This is a genomic window from Pseudomonas sp. FA117 (assembly GCF_057370475.1).
The window spans coordinates 3,434,784-3,459,007 of record NZ_CM170675.1 but is presented as its reverse complement, the minus strand read 5'-3'; the positions used below and the strand labels follow the sequence as shown (position 1 = coordinate 3,459,007).

Below are 24,224 nucleotides of genomic sequence, written 5' to 3'. Positions count from 1 at the left end.
AGCGTGCCTTCGAATGTCCGACCCCGCCGCGGCACCCGATCCCAGCTTCAATGCGCTCTACCGCGACCATCGCAGCTGGCTGCAAGGCTGGCTGCAGCGGCGCCTGGGCGATGCCTGGACCGCCGCCGACCTGACCCAGGACACTTTCGTCCGGGTGCTGGCGGCGCAACAGGCGCGAACCCTGCCGAGCCTGCGCGAGCCGCGGGCCTACCTGCTGACTGTCGGACGTCGGCTGCTGGTCAATCATTACCAGCGGCGCAGCCTCGAACAGGCCTACCTGCAGGCCCTGGCCGATCTTCCCGAAGCCCTGGCGCCGTCGCCGGAGCAGCGCTGGCTGCTGCTGGAGACGTTGCACGCCCTGGACCAACTGCTCGACGGCTTGCCGTGCGCGGTGCGCCGGGCATTTCTCTGGTCGCAGCTCGAAGGGCTCGACTACGCCAGCATCGCCCGGCGCCTCGCGGTGTCCGAACGTACCGTCAAGCGCTACATGGCCAAGGCCTACGAGCACTGCCTGCTGGTGGACCTGTGACCGGCACGGCGCCGGCCGATGCCCGCCAGTTGGCCCGCGAGGCCGCGCAGTGGCTGGCCATGCAGGATGCCGGAGAGCTGGACGCCGAACAGGCCGCCGCCCTGCAACGCTGGCGGGCGCGCAGTGCTGCCCATGAAGCGCTGTGGCAGAAGGCCGAAACCCTGCGTCAGCGCTTTGCCCAGGTCCCGGCGCCGCTGGCGGTGGCCTGCCTGGACCGTCCCGACCCCGAGCGCCGTCGCCTGCTCGGCCAGGTGCTGGGCATCGCTGCGCTGGCGCCCGTGGTGTGGCTGGGCTATCGGCAGTTGTCGCTCCAGGGCTGGCGCGCCGACCTGCACACCGCCACCGGCGAGCGCCGTGGCCTGATCCTGGCAGACGGCAGCCGCCTGCAGCTCAACACCGCCACCGCCGTGAATCTGGACTTCAGCGAGGGCCATCACGGGTTGCAACTGGTGCAAGGCGAAATCGGCCTCGATACGCCCGGGCCGTTGCAGGTGCAGACCCGTGACGGCCTGGTGCGGGCGGCGGCGGCGCGTTTCTGCGTGCGCGAACTGCCCCGCGGTTGCGTGGTGTCGGTGGTCCGTGGCCATGTCAACCTGCAGCCGCTGGCCGGGCCTGCGGTACGCCTGGAGGCCGGGCAGCGCGCGATGCTGGGCGCGTCCGGGGTGACGGCCAGCGAGCCGTTCGACGTGCAGTTGCCAGGTTGGCAGCAAGGGCTGCTGATCGTCGAGGACCAACCCTTGGGCGAACTGCTGCGCGAACTGGACCGCTATCGTCCGGGCCTGCTGCGCTGGGACCCGGCCCTGGAGCGCCTGCCGGTAACCGGCACCTTCCAGCTCGATGACACCGACCGGATCCTCGCCTTGCTGGCGGCGAGCCTGCCGCTCGAGGTGCACTATCGCACCCGCTACTGGGTATCGCTGACCCCGCGCAAGAAAATTGCCTGAGCGCTGTCCCTTTTTTTTCACTCGCCTGTCATCACGGGTATCGTCCCCTGACTTGAGAGCGTTCCGGATGTCCCGCACCCCCTTGCTTCGTCCCTTGTCCACGCAGTTGCTGCGCGCCGGCCTGCTTCTTGCCCTGGGCCTGCCTGCGACGAGTTGGGCCGATGAGGCGCCGCGGCGCAGTTACCAGGTTCCGGCTGGCAGCCTTGGCGCGGCGCTGACCCGCTTCGCCGGCCAGGCAGGCGTCAGCCTGTCGGTGGACCCGGCGCTGGTCGCCGGACGCAGCAGCGCCGGCCTGGCCGGTGAGTACGCGGTGGAGGAAGGCTTCGCCGCCTTGCTGCAGGGCTCCGGCCTGGTCTTGGTCATGGCCGGTCCCGGCAGCTTCACCCTGGTGCGTCAGGTCGAGCGCGTCGAGGGCGCCCATGTACTGCCCGACACCAACGTCCACGGCCAGGGCGCTGCGCTGAGCGGCGACGCCTATGCCGGGGGGCAGGTATCGCGGCGCGGCAGCCTGGGCATGCTCGGTGAGCGCGACTACATGGAAACGCCGCTGAGCATGACCTCCTATACCAGCGAGATGCTGCAGAACCAACAGGCCCGCACCCTTGCCGATGCGGTGGCCAATGACCCTTCGGTGCGCAGTACCAACCCTGCCGGTGGGCGCTTCGAGCAGTTTTCCGTGCGCGGCTTCAGCCTGTACAACAGCGATGTGGCCTACGGTGGCCTGTACGGCGTGCTGCCGACCTATTCGATCGACATGGAGATGATCGAGCGGGTCGACATTCTCAAGGGGCCGGGCGCGCTGCTTGGCGGCCTGGCGCCCAACGGCAGCATCGGCGGCGGCGTGAATATCGAGCCCAAGCGCGCGGGCGACCAGCCACTGACCGAGTTCACCGCGCTGTATGCCTCGGCGGGGCAGGCTGGCGGGCACCTGGACATCGGCCGTCGTTTCGGTGAAGACCAGCGCTTCGGCCTGCGCCTGAACGCGGTACGCCAGGACGGCGATACCGAATGGGATCACCAGCACGTGGACCGCGAGGCCACGGTGCTGGGCCTGGACATGAAAGGCGAGCGCACCCGCCTGTCGCTGGATGTCGGCCATCAAGAACGTGACGTGGATGCACCGATGGAACGCGTGGGCCTTGCCGCCGGGCTCAAGGTGCCGGATGCCAAGGACGTGCACCACAACTTCGCCCAGCCCTGGAGCTACTCGCGGGCCAAGGATACCTTCGGCGCCGTGCGCGGCGAGTACGACCTGAACGACAACTGGATGCTGCTCGGGGCCCTGGGCGCGCGCAAGGGCGACTACGACTTCATGCGCCATGCCGTGCAGGTGGTCAACGACGCCGGGCGCTTCACCGTCAGCCCACGCGCCTTCCAGCGCGAAGAGGACGTGGTCACCGGCACGGTCGGCCTGCGTGGCTGGTTCAACACCGGCGCCGTCGGCCATACCCTGAACATCAGCCTCAACCGCTTCGACCTGACCTTCGACAACAGCGGCGCGCGCTATGCCAACGGTGTGAGCAACCTGTTCGACCCGGTGACCTTGCCCGCACCCGGTGCGCCCCTGGCCGACGACACCCCGACCCACACCAATACCGTGCTGTCGAGCCTGGCCCTGGCCGACACCCTGAGTTTTGCCGACGACACCGTGCTGCTCACGCTCGGCGCGCGCCTGCAGCGGGTCGAGATCGACAGCTCATCGCCGGGCGAGGCCGACCAGCGCTACGACGAGCGCGCCACCTCACCGGCCGTGGGCCTGGTGTGGCGTACCACCGAGCAGCTGTCGCTGTACTTCAACTACATGGAGGGCCTGACCCAGGGCCAGGTGGCGCCGGAAACCGCGAACAATGCCGGCAAGGTGTTCGCGCCGTATCGCAGCAAGCAACTGGAGGTGGGTGCCAAGTACGACATGGGGCGTTTCAGCACCACCGTCAGCCTGTTCCGCATCGACAAGCCGTCGTACTTCACCGACGCCCAGAACAACCTCAGCGCCGACGGCGAACAGCGCAACCAGGGCGTGGAAATCAGCCTGTTCGGCGAGCCGCTGGAGAACGTCCGGGTGCTGGGCGGTGCGATGTTTCTCGACGCCGAGCAGACCCGCACCGCGAACGGGCGCAACGACGGCAATCGTGCCATCGGCGCGCCGGTGGTCAATGCCAACCTGGGCGTGGAATGGGACTTGCCGGCCATCGACGGGCTGACCCTCAGCGCCCGCGTGATCCACACCGGCAACCAGTATCTGGACGCCGCCAATCGGCAGAAGATCGATGCCTGGCAACGCTACGACCTGGGCGCGCGCTACGCGCTCAAGCTCGCCGACAAGGAGGTCACCTTGCGCGCCAGTGTCGAGAACGTGCTGGACAAGACCTACTGGGCCTCGGCCAACGTCCCGGACGGCACCGCCACCGGTCTGACCTTGTCGACGCCACGGACCTGGCTGCTGTCGGCGACGGTCGGCTTCTGATCCGCAGCCGCCTGGGGCGCAAGTGAGCGAAAATATGCTCAGCCCCCAGGCAAATCCTAGGCTCCACTGGCCGCACGCGCAGCAGCCACTAAGGTAAGGTGAGAGGAAAATGCTGCGCGCCGCTCACGGCGCCCAAGAAGGTGCCCATGGCTTCCTACACCTTGCGACAACTCAAGTACTTCGTCACCACCGTGGAGGCCGGCAGTGTTGCCGAGGCTTCGCGCCAGCTGTACATCGCCCAGCCGTCGATCTCGACCGCGATCAAGAGCCTGGAAGAAAGCTTCGGCGTGCAGTTGTTCATCCGCCATCACGCCCAGGGCGTGTCGTTGACGCCCAGCGGCAAGCGCTTCTATGCCAAGACCAAGGCGTTGCTGCAGATGTCCCACGAGTTCGAGCAGAACGCGCTGGCCGACAACGACACCGTGGCCGGACAGATCGACATCGGCTGCTTCGAGACCGTGGCGCCGCTGTACCTGCCGCGGCTGATCGCAGGTTTTCGCGAGCGCTACCCCGGCGTGGACATCCGTCTGCGCGATGGCGACCAGCAGGAGCTGGTCCAGGGCCTGACCGCCGGCACGTTCGACCTGGCGTTTCTCTACGACCATGATCTGGACGGCACCATCGAAGCCGAACCGCTGATGCCGCCGCAGAAGCCCTATGTGCTGCTGCCCGAGAAGCACCGTTTCGCCAGCCAGGCCCAGGTGTCGCTGCGCGACCTGTGCCCGGAGCCGATGATCCTGCTGGACGTTGCGCCAAGTCGCACCTACTTCGTCAGCCTGTTCAACGAAATGGGGCTGACGCCGAACATCGTCTTCAGCTCGCCGTCGATCGAGATGGTGCGGGGTATGGTGGGGCAGGGGTTCGGTTTTTCGCTGCTGGTGACCCGGCCACATTCGGAGTGCACCTACGACGGCAAGCGCCTGGTGATGCTGGATATCGCCGAGCCCGTGGCGTTGTCGGGGCTGGCGGCGGCGCACCTCAAGCGGGTGCAGTTGACCAAGCCGGCGCAGTTGTTCGTCGAGTTCTGTCGGGAAGAGTTGGCGAAGCTGTAGAAGGCTTCGCGGCGGTTCGGCCAGCCGAACCGCCGCGAAAGTCTGTGTTTACTGCTGATCCGGCACCACGGCGATCACATCGATTTCCATCAGCCACTCGGCCTGTGCCAGGCCTGCGACCACCAGCCCGGTGGAGATCGGGAACACGCCCTTGAGCCACTTGCCGACTTCCCGGTACACCGGCTCGCGGAAGCGTGGGTCGGTGATGTAGGTGGTGGTCTTGACGATGTGCGACAGGTCGGAGCCGGCTTCTTCAAGCAGCTGCTTGACGTTCTTCATCGCCTGCTCGGCCTGGGCCTGCGGATCACCGAGGCCTACCAGGCGGCCTTCGAAGTCGGTGCCGACCTGGCCGCGCACGTAGATGGTGTTGCCGGCGCGCACGGCCTGGCAGAGGTCATTGTCCAGGGTCTGGTTAGGGTAGGTGACCTTGGTGTTGAACATGCGGATGCGGGTATGGGTAGGCATCAGTGGGCTCCGAGGGTGCTGACGTTGCGGGTCGGTTGGTCTTGCTGCTCATCCGCTGCGCGTTGCTCGCGGTCGCGGTAGGCCAGGTAGGTGCGCTGGGTGGCGATGTGGCCGGCGACATGCTTGGCGTCGTGCCATACGCCCCAGATGAACGACGAGCCACGGCGTGACAGCCAGGGCAGGCCGAGGAAGTACACGCCCGGTTCGCGCGCCACGCCACGCTGGTGCTGGGGCTTGCCGTTGGCGTCGAAGGTGTCGACCTGCAGCCAGCTGAAGTCCACGCCGTAGCCGGTAGCCCAGATGATGCTGGTGACACCGGCCTTGACCAGGTCCAGCTCCAGCAGCGGCTGGCTGATGCAGTCCGGGTCGGCCAGGCGCTGACGGGCTTCGGGCTCTTCTGGCAGGTCCAGGCCGTTGCGTTCGATGTAGGCATCGGCGGCGTCGAGCAGGGCCAGGTAGTTCTCGTCGCCACGGCGGATGTTGTCGGCCAGGTTGTCCTGGAAACGCACTACACCATCGTCGAACGACTGGGTCAGGCCAACCAGGGTCATGCCCTGGTGGGCGAGGGCGCGGAAGTCCACGGTATGGCCGCCGCGTGCGCCGCTGACGGCGATGGTCACGTGCTCGCGGCCGGGCTTGGCGATTTCCGCGTCCCATTCACCCAGCACGCCCAGCCACCAGCAGAAGTCGCGGTTGCGGTAGGCGCGCGGCGGGCGGTCGTGGGCGCCGACCGAGAGGTAGACCTGGCGTCCGGCGCGCATCAGTTCTTCGGCGATCTGCACGCCGGAAGAACCGGCCCCGACCACCAGTACTGCGCCATCGGGCAGTTGCTGAGGGTTGTAGTAGGCGGCGGAGTGGATCTGGTGCAGACGCTCGTCCTTCGGCGCGATGGCCGGAATCACCGGCTTCTGGAACGGGCCGGTAGCGGCGACCACACGATTGGCGTGGATCACGCCCTCATTGGTTTCGATGGTGAAGCCTGGGCGGTCGCTGTTGCGCACCACTCGCTTGACCTCGATCCCGGTGCGCACCGGCAGGTTGTACTTGCGCACGTAGCGTTCGAAGTAGTCGGCGACCTGGTCCTTGCCGGCGAAGGCGTCGGCGTCGAGGTCGAATTCAAGGCCGGGGAAGCGATCGTGCCAGACCGGCCCGTTGGCCACCAGCGAGTCCCAGCGCCCGGTGCGCCAGGCCTCGGCGATGCGATTGCGCTCCAGCACCAGGTGCTGTACGCCGAGTTTGCTCAGGTGTTCGCTCATGGCCACGCCGGCCTGGCCGGCGCCGACCACGAGGGTGTCGATTTCGAGATTGTTCAGTGTCATGTCCGAGCCCTTGTTCAGGCGGTTTTTGTCAGGTCGGTTGTGGAGGACCGCCGTTACCTGGGGCCAGACTAGGGATGCGCGGAATTTCGCGAAAATAGTATTTAGCTGGGGCTTGCCGATAAATTGGCGAGGGTGCCGGGCGCGGTGTGTTCTTCGCGGGTAAACCTGCTTCACCTGTCCAGTGCCCAGTTTTTTCCTCGCCAATGCCTAGGAAAATGCTCGTTTCGTGCTTGCCAGGGCTTGCCGAGAATGCCGGTAAACTCAGAAAGGAGCTGCACCATGACCTTCTCCATCATCGGCCGCTGCCAGGAAACCGGCCAGGTCGGCATCGCCATCAGCTCGTCCAGCATCGCCGTCGGTGCCCGCTGCCCGTGGGTGCGTGCCGGGGTCGGGGCGGTGGCCACGCAGAACATCACCTTGCCAGCCCTCGGCCCGCAGATCCTCGATGCCCTGGAGCAGGGCCAGCTGCCGCCCGCTGCAGCGCTGGACCGGGTGCTCAGCGCCAATGGCTGGAGCGAGTACCGCCAGGTGACGGTGATCGACAGTCACGGCCAGGTCGCCCTGTTCACCGGCAAGGAAGCGCTCGGCGTGCACAATGCCGTGGCTGGCGAGCAATGCGCGGCTGCCGGCAACCTGCTGGCTTCGCCCCAGGTGATCGAGGCGATGGTGCACGCATTCGAGCAGGCCGGTGGACACCTGGCCGACCGTCTGCTGGCGGCGATGCACGCGGCCATGGCCACCGGTGGCGAGGCGGGGCCGGTACATTCGGCGGCGCTGAAGATCGCCGGCGAGCTGACCTGGCCGCTGGTCGACCTGCGCGTGGACTGGGCCGAACACGACCCGATCGGCGAACTCGACCGCCTGTGGCAGGCCTATCGCCCGCAGATGCAGGACTACGTCACCCGCGCGCTCAACCCGACCACGGCACCGAGCTATGGAGTGCCGGGCGATGAGTGACTTCGCCAGCCGTGACCTGCTGCAACGCCTGATCGGCTTCGCCACGGTCAGCCGCGACTCCAACCTCGAGCTGATCGGTTTCATTCGCGATTACCTCGCCGGGCTGGGCGTCGAGAGCGAGCTGTTCATGAACGAGGAGGGCACCAAGGCCAACCTGTTCGCCACCCTCGGCCCGACCGACCGCGGCGGTGTGGTGCTGTCGGGGCACACCGATGTGGTGCCGGTGGACGGTCAGGCCTGGACCGTCGAGCCGTTTCGCCTGAGCGAGCGTGATGGCCGCCTGTATGGGCGTGGCACGGCCGACATGAAAGGCTTCATTGCCTCGGTGCTGGCAGCGGTGCCGGCCTTTCTTGCCCAGCCGCTGACGATGCCGGTGCACCTGGCGTTCTCCTATGACGAAGAGGTCGGCTGCCTCGGTGTGCGCTCGATGCTGGAGGCGCTCGAGCAGCGCCCGAACAAGCCGCGCCTGTGCCTGATCGGCGAACCCACCGAGCTCAAGCCGGTGCTTGGCCACAAGGGCAAGCTGGCGATGCGCTGCCAGGTGCACGGCGCCGCCTGCCATTCGGCCTATGCGCCCTATGGCGTCAACGCCATCGAATACGCGGCGCAACTGATCGGCAAGCTGGGCGAGATCGGCACTGAGCTGGCCCGCCCCGAAAGGCATGACGAGCGTTTCGATCCGCCGTTCTCCACGGTGCAGACCGGCGTGATCAAGGGTGGGCGTGCGCTGAACATCGTCCCCGAGGAGTGCGAATTCGACTTCGAAGTGCGGGCCTTGCCGGGCTTCGAAGCCAACACCGTGGCCGAGCGCCTGCAGCACTACGCCGAAGCCGAACTGCTGCCGCGCATGCGCGCGGTCAGCGACGCCAGCGACATTCGCTTCAAGCCGCTCAGTGCCTATCCGGGGCTGGCAACGCCCGAGGACAGCGAAGCGGCTCGCCTGGTGGCGCTGCTCAGTGGTTCGGAGGCGTTCGGTACCGTGGCCTTTGGCACTGAAGGCGGGTTGTTCGACCAGGCGGGGATCCCGACCGTGGTCTGCGGGCCGGGCAGCATGGATCAGGGGCACAAGCCGGACGAGTTCGTCAGCGTCGAGCAATTGCGTGGCTGCGATGCGATGCTGTTGCGCCTGCGTGATTATCTCGTTGGTAACTGAGGTGCTTGCCGAAAGATTTTCAGCGCCTGTGAGATCGAGCGCCGCGCGGGCGGCGCTCGATCTCACAGGCGCTGAAAAGCTTCAGGCAGGCACCTGTCAGCCCTCACGCAATCCCATGTGAACACACCTCCGGTGGATGAGTATGCGACAGCAGCACATCCAGCAGCGCCTGCGCCGCAGTGGACAGCTTGTGGTCGCTCAGGGCGATGACCCCGATGCGCCGCTCCACCGCCGGCTCGACCAGGGGCACGCAACGCGCCCCAAGTTCCTGCATCTGGGCGATGCACAGCGCCGGCACGGCACTGACGCCCAGGCCGTTGGCAACCATGCGCCCGACCGTCGACAGTTGATGGCTCTCGAACGCCACCGCCAGCCGTCCATGCCCGGCGGCCAGGTGCTGCTCCAGCAGCAGACGCACGGCCGACGGCCGTTGCAGGGCGATGAAGTCCTGGGTCAGCAACTCGTTCCAGCTCACCTGGGGCAACAGCGCCAGCGGTGAATCGCCAGGCACCACGGCGACGAAACGGTCCAGGTACAGTGGATGAAACTGCAAGGTATCGCTGCGCTCGGGCTCGAAGCCTATGCCCAGTTCGACGCGGCGGTGGCGCACCAGTTCCAGCACCTGCTCGTTGATCACGTCATGTACGGTGACGTTGACCTTGGGGTAGCGCTGGCGGAACACCTTCAGCGACTGCGGCAGCAGGTTGCCGGCGAAGGCGGGCATCGCCGCCACCGACACCCGGCCCAGTTGCAGGGTGAAACGCTGGCGCAGCATTTCCTCGGTATCGTCCCAGTCGGCCAGCAGGCGCCGGGCCAGCGGCAGCAGGACTTCGCCCTCGGCGGTCAGGCTGACGCTGCGGGTGGTGCGGGTGAGCAGGGCGCCGCCGAGGTTGTCTTCGAGCGCCTTGATGGTCAGGCTCAGTGCCGGCTGCGAAATGTGCAGGTGCTCGCCGGCCTGGGCGAAGCTCTGGTACTTGGCCACGGTAACGAAGGCGCGCAGTTGCTTGACGTTCATGGCAGGTCCGCAGGTTGTTTTGCAAAAGTTATCAATCGATGACGAAAACAAAATTAACAAATCAGTCGCCAGCGGTGAAGATGGCACTCACACGCTCAAACAACTACAAAGGCGGATCAGCATGGCCGGACTGGACAAGCGCGTAGCAACCTACGAACAGGCTCTCGAAGGCCTGACCGATGACATGACGGTACTGGCCGGCGGCTTCGGCCTGTGCGGCATCCCCGAGAACCTCATCGCCGAGATCAAGCGGCGCGGGGTCAAGGGCCTGACCGTGGTGTCCAACAACTGCGGCGTCGACGGCTTCGGCCTGGGTGTGCTGCTCGAAGACCGGCAGATCCGCAAGATGGTCGCCTCCTACGTCGGCGAGAACGCCGAGTTCGAACGCCAGCTGCTCAGCGGCGAACTGGAAGTCGAACTTACCCCCCAGGGCACCCTGGCCGAGAAGATGCGCGCCGGTGGCGCCGGTATCCCGGCATTCTTCACCGCCACCGGCTACGGCACGCCGGTCGCCGAAGGCAAGGAAGTGCGCGAGTTCAACGGCCGCAAGTACATCCTCGAAGAAGCCATCACCGGCGACTTCGCCATCGTCAAGGGTTGGAAGGCCGACCACTATGGCAACGTGGTGTACCGCAACACCGCGCAGAACTTCAACCCGCTGGCCGCCACCGCCGGCCGGATCACCGTGGTCGAGGTCGAGGAAATCGTCGAACCGGGCGAGTTGCTGCCCAGCGAGATCCACACCCCGGGGATCTTCGTCGACCGGGTCATCGTCGGCACTTTCGAGAAGCGTATCGAAAAGCGCACCGTCAAGGCCTGAGCGCCGTCCACAGAACAACAAAGAGATCCTGACCATGGCACTGACCCGCGAACAGATGGCTCAACGCGTCGCCCGTGAACTGAAGGACGGCTACTACGTCAACCTCGGCATCGGCATCCCCACCCTGGTGGCCAACTACGTGCCCGCCGACATGGACGTGATGCTGCAGTCGGAGAACGGCCTGCTCGGCATGGGCGAGTTTCCCACCGAAAGCACCGTCGATGCCGACATGATCAACGCCGGCAAGCAGACCGTGACCGCCCGCCGCGGTGCATCGATCTTCGACTCGGCACAGTCCTTCGCCATGATCCGTGGCGGCCACGTCGACCTCACCGTGCTGGGCGCCTTCGAAGTGGACGTGGAGGGCAACATCGCCTCCTGGATGATCCCCGGCAAGCTGGTCAAGGGCATGGGCGGCGCCATGGACCTGGTGGCCGGTGCCGAGAACATCATCGTCACCATGACCCATGCGTCCAAGGACGGCGAGTCCAAGCTGCTGCCGCGCTGCAGCCTGCCGCTGACCGGCGCTGGCTGCATCCGCAAGGTGCTCACCGACCTGGCTTACCTCGAGATCGAGAACGGCGCCTTCATCCTGCGTGAGACCGCACCCGGGGTGAGCGTCGAGGAGATCGTCGAGAAGACCGCCGGCAAACTGATCGTGCCGGACGATGTGAAAGAGATGACCTTCTAAAAGACCACCCTATCCCCCTGTGGGAGCGGGCTTGCCCGCGAATGCGCCGGTACATTCGCCGTCGCATTCGCGGGCAAGCCCACTCCCACAGGGGTTTTGCGTTGATCGACAAGCAACATCCACCAATAAGACCAAAAAAGGAAAACCCTCGTGGCCGCTGAAATCCAAGACAGCCGCTCCGCCCGCTTTGCCCTGCGCTGCTCCAACTGGGCCGAACGCTGGTTCCCCGACTCCTGGGTGTTCGCCGCCCTGGCGGTGATGCTGGTGTGCCTGGGCGCCCTGGCCATGGGCGCCAAGCCCACCGACACCGCCAAGGCCTTTGGCGACGGCTTCTGGAGCCTGATCCCGTTCACCATGCAGATGGCCTTCGTGGTCATCGGCGGCTATGTGGTCGCCAGCTCGCCGCCCGCTGCACGCCTGATCGACCGTCTCGCGCGCCTGCCGAAGAATGGCCGCTCGGCCGTGTGTTGGGTGGCCTTGATCTCGATGCTCGCATCGTTGCTCAACTGGGGCCTGTCGCTGGTGTTCGGGGGGCTGCTGGTGCGTGCCCTGGCCCGTCGCACCGACCTGAAGATGGACTACCGCGCCGCGGGCGCTGCCGCCTACCTGGGCCTGGGCGCCGTGTGGGCGCTGGGCCTGTCGTCGTCGGCGGCCCAGTTGCAGGCCAACCCGGCCAGCCTGCCGCCGTCGATCCTGTCGATCACCGGCGTGATTCCCTTCACCGAGACCATCTTCCTGTGGCAGTCCGGCGTGATGCTGGCGGCGCTGGTGATCGTCTCGCTGGTCATCGCCTACGCTACCGCGCCCGGCCCGAACAGTGCACGCAGTGCCGAAGACTGTGGCGTCGACCCCAGCTTCACCGCACCGCCTGCGCCACAGCGCACCCGCCCGGGTGAATGGCTGGAGCACAGCCCGATCCTGATCCTGCTGCTGGTGGCCCTGGCCGCCGGCTGGCTCTACCAGGAGTTCGCCACCAAGCCGGCGATCACCGCCATCTCCGGGCTGAACACCTACAACCTGCTGTTCATCATGCTCGGCGCGCTGCTGCACTGGCGTCCGCGCAGTTTCCTCGACGCCGTGGCCCGTGCCGTGCCGACCACCACCGGGGTGCTGATCCAGTTCCCGCTGTACGGCTCGATCGCCGCCATCCTCACCCAGGTCAAGGGCGCCGACGCCCAGACCCTGGCGCACCACATCTCGGTGTTCTTCACCCAGATCGCCACCCACGACACCTATGCCTTGCTGATGGGCGTGTACTCGGCGGTGCTGGGCTTCTTCATCCCTTCCGGTGGCGGCAAGTGGATCATCGAAGCCCCCTACGTGATGCTGGTGGCCAACGACCTGCAGTACCACCTGGGCTGGGCCGTGCAGATCTACAACGCCGCCGAGGCGCTGCCCAACCTGATCAACCCGTTCTACATGCTGCCGCTGCTGGGCGTGCTGGGACTCAAGGCGCGCGACCTGATCGGCTTCTCTTTCGTGCAGTTGCTGGTGCACGTGCCGCTGGTGCTGGTGCTGCTATGGGCGTTGGGGACGACCTTGCAGTATGTGCCGCCGGTGATGCCGTAGGGGCAGAGGGCAACGAAAAAAGGACGGGCCGCCCCGTCCTTTTTCGTTTTCCTTCAAGCGGGATTTTTCAACGCGTCAAAGGCTGGAGTATTTTTCATCCACTTTGCGCTTTTCCAGCGTATACCTCTCCAGGTCAATCTCTTTGGTGGAAAGCCTTGTGTCGAGCAGATCCATATCGTGCCGTTTCAAACTGGCGACACGCGCCCTGGTGGCCTGGTAGTTGATGGACTCGGCAGCATTGTAGCCACTCACCGGATCCCACAGGATCGAGATAGGCCAGAGCAACAGGTTCACCACACCGAAGCCGTACGAGCGGCCGTAGAATGAACCGCCTCCCGGCAGCAGGCCCAGCGCAGCGGCGCCTCCCGGGCTCTTTTCCTGTACTGCCATGTCATTGGCTCGGTATTTGGCGAGCTCTGATTCCTGTGATGAATTAAGCCCGCTGGCGCAGCCGGTCGTCATTGTAATAACGGCAGCAGCCATCAGAGTACGAAGCGCGAACATCCTTGACCCCTTGTTGATTTTCTCTACGCTTGCGCGCGCAGCGCAAGGGCGGGAATTCTATCTCAGATGATGGCACTTTGCCTTAACTCGGTATGGGCGCCGGAAGATAAACAAAAGCCTTGCAGCCGGCTTGACGACCGCACTGCGCCTTTGGCTGTCCGAACGACCCGGCTGCTCCTTGGCTGTTTTCGCCTTGCCTGACCTTCGTCTCAAGACTTTTCATGCAGACCCTAACGCCCCAGCGGCAGCGCCACCGCGATCATCGCGAACAGCGCGCCGCAGCAGCGATTGAAGCCCTTGCCGCCCTTGGCCAGCCAGGGTCTGATGCGAAACGCCAGGCGAGCCAGCAGGTATTCGACCAGGCACTCCACTGTGGCGAAGGTCGCTGCCATCACCACGAACTGCACGGCCAGGGGGCGCTGCGGGTCGATGAACTGGGGCAGGAAGGCGCCGTAGAACAGCAGCACCTTGGGGTTGGCCAGCGCCGACAGCAGGCCCTGGCGGAACAGGCCCGCGTTGCTCAGGTGGCTGTCGCCCTGGCTCAGTTCCAGGTGCATGGGCGGTGCCCGCCAGAGCTGGATGCCCAGCCACAGCAGGTAGGCTCCGCCAACCCACTTGAGCACCTGCAGCACCGAGCCCGAGGCTTGCAGCAGCGCACTGAGCCCGAACATCGCCAGGGCGATCAGGGCGCTGAAACCACACATGCCGCCGACGATGGTGAACAGGGTTCGCCGCGCGCCATGGCGCGCGCCGTGGGTGAGGGCGAGCAGGCTGTTGGGGCCGGGGGTGAGCGACAGGCCGACGCTTGCCAGCAGATAGATGAGCCAGGTGTCGAGTGCCATGAGAATGCCTTGATGGAGGGGCTGTACCGTCCTGTGGGAGTCACTGTCTTGCTCAAAAGCCAGGTCGGTCCGGAGCATGGGAGGGAGTATAGGGCTGCCCTTGGCGAAATCAGGGTATGATCTGGACATCCTGCGGTAATAATCGGACGCATCATGCAACCAGATCTGCGCCTGCTGATCCTCCCGCTACCTGAATTCGCCCTGCTGCCGTTCGGCGGCTTTCTCGACAAGCTGCGCTTCAGCGCCGACGACGAGGACTACAGCCGCCAACGCTACTGCAGTTGGCAGGTGGTGGGCCTGACGCCGGCGCCGGTGACTTCGAGCAGTGGCGCGGTGGTGCAGGTCGACCGGCAGGCGCAGGACCTCGAACTGGCCGGCCATGACTACCTGGTGCTGTTCGGTGGGCGCAATGCAGCTGCAACGGCGGCACTGGCTCCAAGCTACCGACCATGGCTGCAGCGTGCTGCCCGGGCCGGGATCAGGCTGGTGGCGGTCGACAACGCGGTGTTCCTGCTCGCAGCCTGCGGCTTGCTGGATGGTCATCAGGTGGTCGTGCACTGGCGCCATGAGGCGGAGTTCCGCGCAGCCTTCCCGCGCGTCAGGGTGCAGTCCGAACAGCTGTATTGTTTCGACGGCGCCAGGGTTTCCTGCGCGGGAGGCACTGCCGCCATCGACCTTGCCGTGGAGCTGCTCGCCCGCGCCTGTGGTCGGGCGCGAGCGCTCAAGGGCCTGGCCGACATGCTGGTGGACGAAACCCGCGACAGCCGCCACGCCTTGCGCTCGCTTGAACTCGGTGGCGGGCAGGGTCGCCAGGTGCAGCGCGCCACGGCATTGATGCGCCACCACCTGGGCTCCGGGCTGGCGGTCGAACAACTGGCGGCGCAACTGGGCATCAGCCGACGCCAGCTCGACCGGCAGTTCATCGCTGAACACGGCATCAGCGCCAGTGCCTGGTGGCTGGAGATGCGCCTGCAGCAGGCACGCTGGCGCCTGCTCAATTCGGCGCACAGCCTGGCGCAGATCGCCGAAGAGGTGGGGCTGGTCGACGCCAGCTACCTGGGCAAGCGGGTACGACGGCGTTTCGGCTGCACGGCGATGGCCTTGCGCAAAGGCGCAGCGCACTGACCGGGCAACTGTTGCCTGGCCAACAGCAGCGCTACAGTTTGCCCGCCGCCGATCACCCGCACGTCGGCAAACCCCTGTGAAATCAGGGGGTTGAAACCCGGCACAACTCCTGCAAAAGCCCCTGCGATGCCCAGTCACCCGCAGGAGCGCCCTTGAACCGAATCCACTTCTCCCTGATCCCGCTCTGCGCTGCATTGGCCCTGGCCGGCTGCGAACGGGTCGAGCAGGTCAGCACACGCAGCGACCAGCCGCAGCACGGTGGCACCCTGGTCTACGCCACCGACCGCGAACCCACCTGCCTCGATCCGCATGTGGCGGGCGACATGCCCCAGGTGTTCGTCGGCCAGCAGTACCTCGACTCGCTGGTGTCGATGGACAGCGATGGCCGCATCGGCCCCTGGCTGGCCGAGCGCTGGGAGGTGTCCGGTGACGGCCTGAGCTACACCTTCCACCTGCGCCGCGACGTGCACTTCACTGACGGCACGCCCTTCAACGCCCTGGCGGTCAAGGCCAACCTCGACCACATGGCCGACCCGAAGACCCAGTCCAGCACTGCCGGCGGCTACATCCGCCAGTACCGTGGCACCGACATCGCCGACGAGTACACCGCAGTGGTGCACCTGGCTACGCCTTACGCAGCCTTTCTCGAAGTGCTGGCCCAGGGTTTTCTCGGCATCCAGTCGCCCACCGCGCTCAAGCGCAGCCGCGACGAGAACTGCGAGAGCCCGGTGGGCAGCGGGCCGTTCAAGGTGGTGCGCTGGGACCGACAGAACCAGGTCGAGCTGGTACGCAACCCGGATTACAACTGGGCGCCGCCGACCGCCCGGCACCAGGGACCGGCCTACCTGGAGCGCATCCTGTGGAAGTTCATCCAGGAGCCGTCGGTGCGCTTCGCCTCGCTGCAAGCCGGTGAAGTGGACGTGATCGAGAGCGTACCGCCGGAGTCGCACGAGGCGGCGCGGCGCAACCCGGACGTCGAGCTGATCATCGCCCAGCGTCCCGGCAACCCCACCAACGGCACCTTCAATATGCGTCGGGCGCCGTTCGACGATATCCGCGTGCGCGAAGCCTTCGTGCGCAGTGCTGACATCGAAGGCGCACTCAAGAGTGTGTATTTCGGCGAGTTCCCCCGCGCTGGCGGCCCGCTCAGCCTGGCCACGCCGTTCTACAGCGGCGACTTCGAGCACAGCCAGGACTACGACCCGGTGCGCGCCGCCCGGTTGCTCGACGAGGCCGGCTGGACCCGCCGCGACGCCGAGGGCTACCGCACCCGCGACGGCAAGCGCCTGAGCGCCGTGGTGCTGATCGGCGCACGCACGCCGCCGTCGGAGCTGACCCTCTGGGAGCAGGTCCAGGCCACTACCCGCCAGGCCGGCCTGGAACTGGTGATCGACCAGATGAGCGACGCCCAGGTCACCGCCCGCCAGGCTGCCTGGGACTACGACATCCGCACCGGCTACTGGAACACCAATACCCCGGACGTGCTGCGCATCATCTTCGGTTCGGCGTTCGTGCAGCCGGCCGGAGTCGGTGGCTACCACCAGAACTCCTCGGGCTTTGCCGATGCCGGCTTCGACGCGCTGCTCGACGCAGCCCTGGCCACCCAGGACCCCGACCAGCGTCGTGCCCTCTACTTCAAGGCCCAGCAACAGGCTGCCGGCCAGTACCTGCAACTGAACACTTACCCGCAGAGCACGCGGCTGGGCCTGTACAAGACCGCCCATGGCGTGCGCCTGGAGCCTTCGCTGGCGGTGACCTACCTCTATGACGCATGGGTGAGCAAATGAGCGACGCGACGACCCTGACCGACCCTCGCCGCGAGCGCCTGCGTGCCCTCGCGCGCCGAGGTTTTATCCGCCTGGGCGGCGGCCTGCTGGTGCTGTGGGCGGTGGCGACCCTGACCTTCTTCGCCCTGCGCCTGATGCCGGGTGACCCGGTGCTGGCGATCCTCGGCGGCACCACCGGCAACCCGACGCCGGAGGCCATCGAGGCGACGCGGCGCGAATACGGCCTGGACAAGCCGCTGCCGGAGCAATATGTGCTGTACCTCGGGCGCCTGCTGCAGGGCGACCTGGGCCAGTCCTACTCGCAGCACCAGCCGGTGACCCGGGTCCTGGCCGAGCAGGCCGGCGCGACCCTCGAACTGACCCTCGCCGCGTTGCTGGTGGCCTGGTTGCTGGTGTTGCTGCTGACGGTGGCCACCGCCGGGCGCGGGCGCTTGATCGGCGGCCTGGCGTCCTTGGCCGAAACCCTCAGCGCCGCCTTGCCGCATTTCTGGCTGGGCGTGGTGCTGCTGGCCGTGTTCGCCTTCGGCTTGCGCTGGTTCCCGCCCGCTGGCAGCGATGGGCTGGCCAGCCTGGTGCTGCCAGCGTTCTCGCTGGCCATTCCGCTGGCCGGCTTCATCGCCCAGGTGACCCGCGAATCCCTTGAGCTGACCCTCGACCAACCCTTCATCCTCAGCGCCCGCAGCCGCGGCCTGAGCGACCTGGCGGTGCGCTTCCGGCATGCCCTGCGCCACGCCCTGCTGCCGGGGGTGTCGCTGTCGGGCTGGGCCATCGGCGCGCTGATCAGTGGGGCGGTGGTGTGCGAGGTGATCTTCTCGCGCAAGGGGGTGGGCCGTCAGCTGTACCAGGCAGTGCAACTGCAGGACCTGCCACTGGTGATCGGCATCACCCTGGTGGTGGCCGCAGCCTACGTGCTGGCGAACATCCTGGTGGACCTGCTCTATCAATGGATCGACCCGCGCCAACAGGAGGCGACTGCATGAGCGACCTGATTCTCCAACGCGCCCAGGCGCCATCGCGCCGGCAACGGCGCCTGCAATGGCCGCCGCTGGGCGCGAGCCTGGCCCTGTTGTTCCTGTTCGCCTTGTTGCTGGCAGCGCTGGCACCCGGGCTGTTCACCCGCATCGACCCGCTGGCGATCGTGCCGCGCGAAGCGTTCCAGGCACCGAGTTGGGCGCACTGGCTCGGCACCGACCAGTCGGGGCGCGACATCTTCGCGCGGATTGTCCACGGTGCCCGGCAAAGCTTGCTGATCGGCGTGGCGGCAACCCTGCTGTCGATGACCATCGCCATCAGCCTGGGGCTGCTCGGCGGGCTCGGCGGCGCGCGCGTGGACCGTGGCGTGGGCTGGTTGCTGGAGGTGCTGTTCGCCTTTCCCAGCCTGGTGCTGGCGCTGCTGTTCGTGGCGGTGTTCGGCAGCGGCGTCGGCCCGCTGATCGTCGCCACCGGGCTGGGCGGCGCGCCGGGCTATGCGCGGATGGTTCGCGGCCAGGTGCTGGCGGTACGCAACTCCGGCTACATCGAGGCGGCGCGGGCGCTGGGGCATCCCACCGCGCGCATCGTGCTGCGCCAGTTGCTGCCCAACGCCATGCGCCCGTTGGTGGTGACCCTGACCATGGGCGTCGGCCAGGCCATCGTCTGGGCCTCGGCCTTGAGCTTCCTGGGCCTTGGCGCCCGGCCACCGGCGCCGGAGTGGGGCACCATGCTGTCGATGGGCCGCGACTTCATCGCCAGTGCCTGGTGGCTGACCTTCTTCCCCGGCCTGTTCATCGTGCTCACCACCCTGGCCACCACCGCGGCCGGACGCTACATCCAACAACACCTGGAGGGCCGCCTGCCATGAACGACAAGACCTTGATCGTCGAGGGACTGAACGTGTCTTTCGAAGGCCGCAGCGTGGTGCGCGAGCTGTCTTTCACCCTGGCGCCGGGGCGCTGCGTGGCACTGGTGGGCGAGTCCGGCTCGGGCAAGAGCGTCAGTGCCCGCAGCCTGGTGGGGCTGACCGGTGCGCGCAGCGAAGTGACGGCGCGGACCCTGAGTTTCGCCGGGAGCGACCTGCTGGACCTGAGCGAGCGCCAGTGGCGTGGCGTGCGCGGCAAGGAAATCGGCTTCGTGCTGCAGGATGCGCTGGTGTCGCTCGACCCGCTGCGGCCGGTGGGCAAGGAAATTCTCGAGGTGCTGCACACCCACGGCCATGGCACGCGTGCGCAGCGCGGCGCACGGGTGCTGGAGTTGCTCGAACGCGTCGGTGTGCCGGACGCTGCGCTGCGCGCCCGGCAGCGTCCAGGCCAGCTCTCGGGCGGGCTGCGCCAGCGGGCGTTGATCGCCAGTGCGCTGGCAATGGATCCGGCGCTGGTGATCGCCGACGAGCCGACCACTGCGCTGGATGCCACGGTCCAGGCGCAGATCCTCGAAGTCTTCCAGCAGATCAAGGCCCGAGGCGCTTCGCTGCTGATCATCAGTCATGACCTTGCCGTGGTCGCGCAACTGGCCGATGAAGTCGTGGTGCTGCGCCATGGCGACGTGGTGGAGCAGGGGCCGATGCAGCAGGTGTTGCGTCAGCCGCAGCATCCCTATACCCAGGCATTGCTGGCGGCGGTGCCCGCCGAGCAGCCGCGCGGCAGTCGCCTGTCGCCTGAGCGTGCCGGCGCGCCTGTGTCGCCTGTGCCCATCATCGATGAAGTGCTGTTGCAGGCCAGTGGCGTGGGCAAGCGCTACACCGGACCCGATGGCGTGGTACGCCAGGTGGTACAGGGCGTTGACTTCACCCTGCGTGCCGGCCGCACCCTGGGCATCGTCGGTGAATCCGGCTCGGGCAAGACCACGGTTGCGCGCATCGCCCTGGGCCTGCTGCAACCGGACCAGGGCGAGGTGCTGTACCGCGGCAAGCCTTGGAACCTCCCGAACGACGCCGTGAGCGAGGCCGAACGGCGGCCGTTGCGCCAACAGATCAGTGTGATCTACCAGGATCCGCTGGGTTCGTTCGACCCGCGCTGGAGCGTGGCGCAGATCCTCGACGATGCGCTGCAGGTGGCGGGCGTGGACGCGGCGGCGCGACCGGCCCGCATTCAGGTGTTGCTCGAGCAGGTGCGCCTGCCGGCGAGCCTGGCTGCGCGCCGCCCCCTGCAGCTTTCCGGTGGCCAGCGCCAGCGCGTGGCCATCGCCCGCGCCATTGCCAGCGAGCCGAAGCTGATCATCTGCGACGAGCCGGTCTCGGCCCTGGATGTGTCGGTACAGGCCCAGGTGCTCGACCTGCTGGCCGACCTGCAGGACGCGCTGGGCCTGGCGTACCTGTTCATCTCCCACGACCTGGGGGTGATCCGGCATGTCAGCGACGAGGTGCTGGTGATGCGCCACGGCCAGGTGGTCGAGTACGCGCCGGCCGAGCAATTGTTCGAGCGACCTGCCCACGAATACACCCGCCGCCTGCTCGGTTCCGTGCCGCGCCTGCCCGGTAGCGGCGCCGAACTGGTGGTGCCGCCGCTGGACCTGGAACACGAAGCCTTCGACCTGTTCGACGAATCACGCCTGTGGAAAATCGCCATCTGAGGACTACCCCATGACCACCTTCCAACGTTTCCCTCATCAGGCCCCGGCCTCCAGCATCCAGGCCCTGAAGACGCGCATCGAGGCGCTGCTGCCGCAGATCGCCGCCGGCGCCGCCGAGCGCGAGCGCGAGCGTCAATTGCCGTTCGAGGCGATTGCCCGGCTGGCCGCAGCCGGCCTCTACAGCGTACGCATTCCCAGCCGTTTCGGCGGGCCGGGCGGTTCGGTGAGCGATGTCATCGAGCTGTTGCTGAAGATCGCCGCAGCCGACTCCAACGTCGCCCAGGCCCTGCGCCCCGGCTTCGCCTTCATCGAGGGCTTGCTGTTGTCTACTGCCGAGGACGCCGAACAGGAGCGCGAGCGCTGGTTCGCCCGCTACCTTCAGGGCGCTGTGATCGGCAATGCCGGCTGGGAGCTGGGCGGTGCCAATGGCGCCATCGCCGCACGGCTGGTGCGCGAAGGCGATCACTATCGGGCCAATGGCAGCAAGTTCTACAGCACCGGGGCGCTGTTCGCCGACTATGTCAGCGCGGTGGCGCTGGATGAGGATGAACAGCCGGTGTCATTCGTCCTGCCGCGTGATCGCGAAGGCCTGGAACTGGTCGACGACTTCGACGCCATGGGCCAGCGCCTGACCGCCAGCGGCACCACGCACCTGCGCAATGTGCGGGTGGAGGAAAGCGAGCTGCGCACGCGCACCGTGGAGGAGGGCAAGCGCACCCTGGTAACGCCGTTCCTGCAGCTGTTCCTGGGCACTGTGCTGGCCGGTATCGCGCGCAATGCGCTGGACGATGCCACGCGTTTCGCCCGCGAGCATGCCCGACCGATCAAGCACAGCACGGCCAGTCGTTCGGTGGACGATCCCTACGTGGAACTGAGCGTCGGTGACATCGCCGCACGCGCCTACGGCGCCGAGGCGCTGGTGCTGAAGGCAGCCGCCACGATTGACCGGGCCTGGGCGACGCCGCTGGACGAGACCGCCGTGGAGCAGGCCGCCGTAGAGGTGGCGCAGACCCAGTACCTGGTGGCGGAGCTTGCGCTCAAGGCCGCCGAGACGGTGTTCGACGTGGGCGGCGCCTCGACCACGGGACGTCAGCACAACCTCGACCGCCATTGGCGCAATGCCCGCACCGTGGCCAATCACAACCCGCGCCAGTGGAAGGCGGCGGTGGTGGGTGCCTGGCAGCTCAAGGGCACCCGGCCACCGGTGTCGGGGTTGTTCTGAAGGTATCTGCCGCAAGCGCAGACACCTCGACCCTAGAACTTCACATCCATCGCCACTTCGAAGGTGCGCGGTGCCCCCATGTAGTACTGCTGCCCGTAGGCCTGCTTGGCATACACCTCGTCGGTCAGGTTGCGCACCCGGCCGGTGAGGGTGGTGTGCTCGTCCAGGCGGTAGCGGGCGAAGGCGCCGAGCAGCGTGTAGGCGGGGGCCTGGAGGCTGTTGGCGTTATCGGCATACACCGAATCGACGTAGCGCACGTCCACGCCGGCCGACCAGTCGCGGGTGAGGGCGTAGGTCAGCCACAGGTTGGCGACGTTGGCCGGCACGTTGACCGGCGCGTTGCCCTTGCGTGATACCGACACGCCGCCCACCGCTTCGTTGAACTCATCGTAGCGGGCATCGACATAGGCGTAGTTGGCCTCGGCCAGCAGCTTGGGCGTGACCTGCAGGCGCGCGGACAGCTCGATGCCGCGCGAAGTCTGCTGGCCGGCCTGCACCGTCAGGTTGGGGTCGTTGGAGTCGCGCACGGCAAAATCCTTGCGCACGATCTGGTACACCGCCACGGTGGCGGCGCCGCGTCCGTCGAGAAAGTCGAACTTGCTGCCTGCCTCCCACTGTTCGCCCTTGGACAGGTCGAACAGCCCGACGTTGGAATAGGTCGCCGAGGCCAGTGAGCCGGCCGGCAGGTCGGCGGAGTTGCTGTACTGCAGGTAGACACTGGCGCTCGGGGTCAGCTCGTAGGTCAGGCCGATGCGCCCGGACAGCGGCTCCCAGCGGCGTTCGAAATAGGCCGGCGAGCTGGGGCTGACCGGGCCATAGTTGGTGACCTGCATGTCCAGGTAGTCGTAGCGCAGGGCCGTCAGCAGCGCCAGGCGCTCGGTCAGTTGCAGGCGGTTCTCGGCGAACAGCGCACGGTTGAGCACTTCGTTGCGCCGCTGCTTGGTCAGGCCACGGTTGACGCCCGGAATGTCGTGGAAACTGCCGGGGTCGAAGTGATCTGGATCGACCACATCGCTGTAGCTGCTGCCGGTGGGGTACAGGGTCTGGTGCATGCTCGACCAGTCCAACCCCAGCGACCACTGGCTGCTCAGCCCGAACAGGCTGTTGTCGTGGCGCAATTCGACGCGATCACCGATCACGCTCTGCTGGTGGCGCTGCAGGTAGGGGCTGGAACGCACTACGTTGCCGTCGCTGTTGTAGCGGTAGCCTTCGACGTTGCGGTAATCACGCTGGGCGTTGTAGTGGTAGAGCGTGTTCTGCACGCTGGTGCTGTCGCTGACCTGGTAGTCGAGGATCGAGCGCAGCCAGCGCACACGTTGCTCGTAGCGGCCATCGGCAACGTTGTAGTTCTCGAAGCGCCGGCTCTTGTCGATCTTCATGGTGCTGCGTCCGGGCAGGATGGGCGAGCCCCAGTACGGGCTGTCTTCCTTGTCCTCCTGGTATTCCAGGGCCAGGGTGTGGGTGAGGTTGGGCGACAGGTCGCTGAGCAGCGAGAAGGCCAGGCTGTCGGTCTTGCGCTGGTTGCGGTCGATGTAGCCGTTGCCCTGGCTGTGGCTGAAGTCGAGGCGGGCGAAATGGCGGGCATCGGCGGGGTTGTCGGCCAGGGCCTGGTTGATGCCGAAGGCGACTTCCGAGTCGTCGTAGCTGCCGTAGCGGATACGCCCGTCGAGGGTCTGCGCATCGCGGCTGGCAAGCTTGGTGATGTAGTTGATCGAGCCGCCCACGGCCCCGGCGCCGTGCAGGAACGATGACGGTCCGCCGATCAGTTCGACCCGGTCCAGCACCCAGGCATCCACCGGGCGGGTGGCGCTGCTGTAGCCCAGGTTGATGCCGTTGTAGAGCTGGGTGACCTGGTTCTGGGTGAAGCCACGGTAGGCGACGAAGCCGCCGTAGCCGGGGTTGGCCGAGGCGTTGACGCCGGTCATGGCGTTGATCACGTCCTGGCTGTCCTTGGCATCGCGCTGCTCGATCACCCGCCGGTCCGAGACGCTGACCGAGGCGGGTGTCTGCCGAGCGCTCAGGCCCAGGCGCGAGCCGGTACGAATCGGCTCGTCCAGCTGGATGCCCGAAGGCGCTTGCTGCTCGGCATCGATGGTGGTGGCGTCGAGCTGCACGGGGGCGACATCGGCCCAGGCACAGGTGCAGGTGGTGCCCATCAGGAGCACCAGAGAAGTGTTGCGGATCATGTTGTAGAGGCTTCCACGCAAAGGTCATGGCTGA

21 protein-coding genes are annotated in these 24,224 nt (G+C 66.8%); 15 read left to right on the top strand and 6 right to left on the bottom strand.

Translation table 11 applies throughout. The annotated features are described in order from the left end of the window. Positions 1-13 precede the first annotated feature (13 nt). The 4 genes from AC1TXO_RS15970 to AC1TXO_RS15955 all read left to right on the top strand — a co-directional run bounded on the left by AC1TXO_RS15970 (position 14) and on the right by AC1TXO_RS15955 (position 4,989). Entirely contained in the window at positions 14-529 is a 516-nt protein-coding gene (locus tag AC1TXO_RS15970) for a sigma-70 family RNA polymerase sigma factor (protein WP_486402655.1), read from the top strand. Then, complete coding sequence (locus tag AC1TXO_RS15965; RefSeq protein ID WP_486402654.1) at positions 526-1,473, top strand: FecR domain-containing protein; 948 nt, start codon at positions 526-528, stop codon at positions 1,471-1,473. The genes AC1TXO_RS15970 and AC1TXO_RS15965 overlap by 4 nt, the downstream gene beginning before the upstream one ends. 67 nt (positions 1,474-1,540) lie before the next feature. Continuing rightward, positions 1,541-3,937 carry a TonB-dependent siderophore receptor gene (locus AC1TXO_RS15960; protein WP_486402653.1) on the top strand — a complete coding sequence of 799 codons (2,397 nt, stop codon included), beginning with the start codon at positions 1,541-1,543 and terminating at the stop codon, positions 3,935-3,937. Positions 3,938-4,083: 146 nt separating this feature from the next. Further along, positions 4,084-4,989, top strand: a complete 906-nt coding sequence (locus AC1TXO_RS15955) for a LysR family transcriptional regulator (RefSeq protein WP_486402652.1) — start codon at positions 4,084-4,086, stop codon at positions 4,987-4,989. Between the two features lie 48 nt (positions 4,990-5,037). Here the strand turns inward: AC1TXO_RS15955 and AC1TXO_RS15950 are convergent, their stop codons facing one another. Next, positions 5,038-5,454 (bottom strand): RidA family protein, encoded by a 417-nt coding sequence (locus tag AC1TXO_RS15950; RefSeq protein WP_486402651.1) that lies wholly within the window; start codon positions 5,452-5,454, stop codon positions 5,038-5,040. Beyond that, complete coding sequence (locus tag AC1TXO_RS15945; RefSeq protein WP_486402650.1) at positions 5,454-6,773, bottom strand: flavin-containing monooxygenase; 1,320 nt, start codon at positions 6,771-6,773, stop codon at positions 5,454-5,456. Before AC1TXO_RS15945 ends, AC1TXO_RS15950 begins: the two co-directional genes overlap by 1 nt. A 279-nt stretch (positions 6,774-7,052) precedes the next feature. Here AC1TXO_RS15945 and AC1TXO_RS15940 point away from each other — a divergent pair, with 279 nt between their 5' ends. Both AC1TXO_RS15940 and argE read left to right on the top strand, forming a co-directional pair. Further along, on the top strand, positions 7,053-7,730 hold the full coding sequence (locus AC1TXO_RS15940; protein ID WP_486402649.1) for a DUF1028 domain-containing protein: 678 nt from the start codon (positions 7,053-7,055) through the stop codon (positions 7,728-7,730). Continuing rightward, a complete protein-coding gene (argE, locus tag AC1TXO_RS15935; RefSeq protein ID WP_486402648.1) occupies positions 7,723-8,883 on the top strand; it encodes an acetylornithine deacetylase in 1,161 nt (386 codons plus the stop codon). Before AC1TXO_RS15940 ends, argE begins: the two co-directional genes overlap by 8 nt. 103 nt (positions 8,884-8,986) lie before the next feature. On the opposite strand, the gene AC1TXO_RS15930 is transcribed toward argE, so the two are convergent. Next, the gene (locus tag AC1TXO_RS15930) at positions 8,987-9,898 is read right to left on the bottom strand and encodes a LysR family transcriptional regulator (protein ID WP_486402647.1); all 912 of its coding nucleotides are present in this window, start codon (positions 9,896-9,898) and stop codon (positions 8,987-8,989) included. A 121-nt stretch (positions 9,899-10,019) separates the two neighbouring features. Between AC1TXO_RS15930 and AC1TXO_RS15925 the strand changes: the two genes are divergently transcribed. The 3 genes from AC1TXO_RS15925 to AC1TXO_RS15915 all read left to right on the top strand — a co-directional run bounded on the left by AC1TXO_RS15925 (position 10,020) and on the right by AC1TXO_RS15915 (position 12,978). Then, positions 10,020-10,718 carry a CoA transferase subunit A gene (locus AC1TXO_RS15925; protein WP_486402646.1) on the top strand — a complete coding sequence of 233 codons (699 nt, stop codon included), beginning with the start codon at positions 10,020-10,022 and terminating at the stop codon, positions 10,716-10,718. A gap of 34 nt (positions 10,719-10,752) precedes the next feature. Further along, a complete protein-coding gene (locus tag AC1TXO_RS15920) occupies positions 10,753-11,409 on the top strand; it encodes a CoA transferase subunit B (protein WP_486402645.1) in 657 nt (218 codons plus the stop codon). Positions 11,410-11,559: 150 nt separating this feature from the next. Then, positions 11,560-12,978 carry a short-chain fatty acid transporter gene (locus AC1TXO_RS15915; RefSeq protein ID WP_486402644.1) on the top strand — a complete coding sequence of 473 codons (1,419 nt, stop codon included), beginning with the start codon at positions 11,560-11,562 and terminating at the stop codon, positions 12,976-12,978. A 75-nt stretch (positions 12,979-13,053) separates the two neighbouring features. Here the strand turns inward: AC1TXO_RS15915 and AC1TXO_RS15910 are convergent, their stop codons facing one another. Then, a complete protein-coding gene (locus tag AC1TXO_RS15910; RefSeq protein WP_486402643.1) occupies positions 13,054-13,482 on the bottom strand; it encodes a hypothetical protein in 429 nt (142 codons plus the stop codon). 230 nt (positions 13,483-13,712) lie between these two features. Further along, positions 13,713-14,324, bottom strand: coding sequence for a LysE family translocator (locus AC1TXO_RS15905; RefSeq protein WP_486402642.1), 612 nt, complete (start codon positions 14,322-14,324; stop codon positions 13,713-13,715). Positions 14,325-14,477: 153 nt separating this feature from the next. Here AC1TXO_RS15905 and AC1TXO_RS15900 point away from each other — a divergent pair, with 153 nt between their 5' ends. From AC1TXO_RS15900 to AC1TXO_RS15875, 6 genes are all read left to right on the top strand, one after another. Beyond that, positions 14,478-15,449, top strand: a complete 972-nt coding sequence (locus AC1TXO_RS15900; RefSeq protein ID WP_486402641.1) for a GlxA family transcriptional regulator — start codon at positions 14,478-14,480, stop codon at positions 15,447-15,449. 173 nt (positions 15,450-15,622) lie between these two features. Continuing rightward, positions 15,623-17,236 carry an ABC transporter substrate-binding protein gene (locus AC1TXO_RS15895; RefSeq protein ID WP_486406850.1) on the top strand — a complete coding sequence of 538 codons (1,614 nt, stop codon included), beginning with the start codon at positions 15,623-15,625 and terminating at the stop codon, positions 17,234-17,236. Next, a complete protein-coding gene (locus AC1TXO_RS15890) occupies positions 17,233-18,216 on the top strand; it encodes an ABC transporter permease (RefSeq protein ID WP_486402640.1) in 984 nt (327 codons plus the stop codon). Before AC1TXO_RS15895 ends, AC1TXO_RS15890 begins: the two co-directional genes overlap by 4 nt. Then, positions 18,213-19,076, top strand: a complete 864-nt coding sequence (locus tag AC1TXO_RS15885) for an ABC transporter permease (protein WP_486402639.1) — start codon at positions 18,213-18,215, stop codon at positions 19,074-19,076. The genes AC1TXO_RS15890 and AC1TXO_RS15885 overlap by 4 nt, the downstream gene beginning before the upstream one ends. Beyond that, complete coding sequence (locus AC1TXO_RS15880; protein WP_486402638.1) at positions 19,073-20,782, top strand: dipeptide ABC transporter ATP-binding protein; 1,710 nt, start codon at positions 19,073-19,075, stop codon at positions 20,780-20,782. Before AC1TXO_RS15885 ends, AC1TXO_RS15880 begins: the two co-directional genes overlap by 4 nt. A 10-nt stretch (positions 20,783-20,792) precedes the next feature. Then, the gene (locus AC1TXO_RS15875; RefSeq protein WP_486402637.1) at positions 20,793-22,004 is read left to right on the top strand and encodes an acyl-CoA dehydrogenase family protein; all 1,212 of its coding nucleotides are present in this window, start codon (positions 20,793-20,795) and stop codon (positions 22,002-22,004) included. A 32-nt stretch (positions 22,005-22,036) separates the two neighbouring features. Here the strand turns inward: AC1TXO_RS15875 and AC1TXO_RS15870 are convergent, their stop codons facing one another. Next, the gene (locus AC1TXO_RS15870) at positions 22,037-24,190 is read right to left on the bottom strand and encodes a TonB-dependent receptor (protein ID WP_486402636.1); all 2,154 of its coding nucleotides are present in this window, start codon (positions 24,188-24,190) and stop codon (positions 22,037-22,039) included. Between the last annotated feature and the right edge of the window lie 34 nt (positions 24,191-24,224).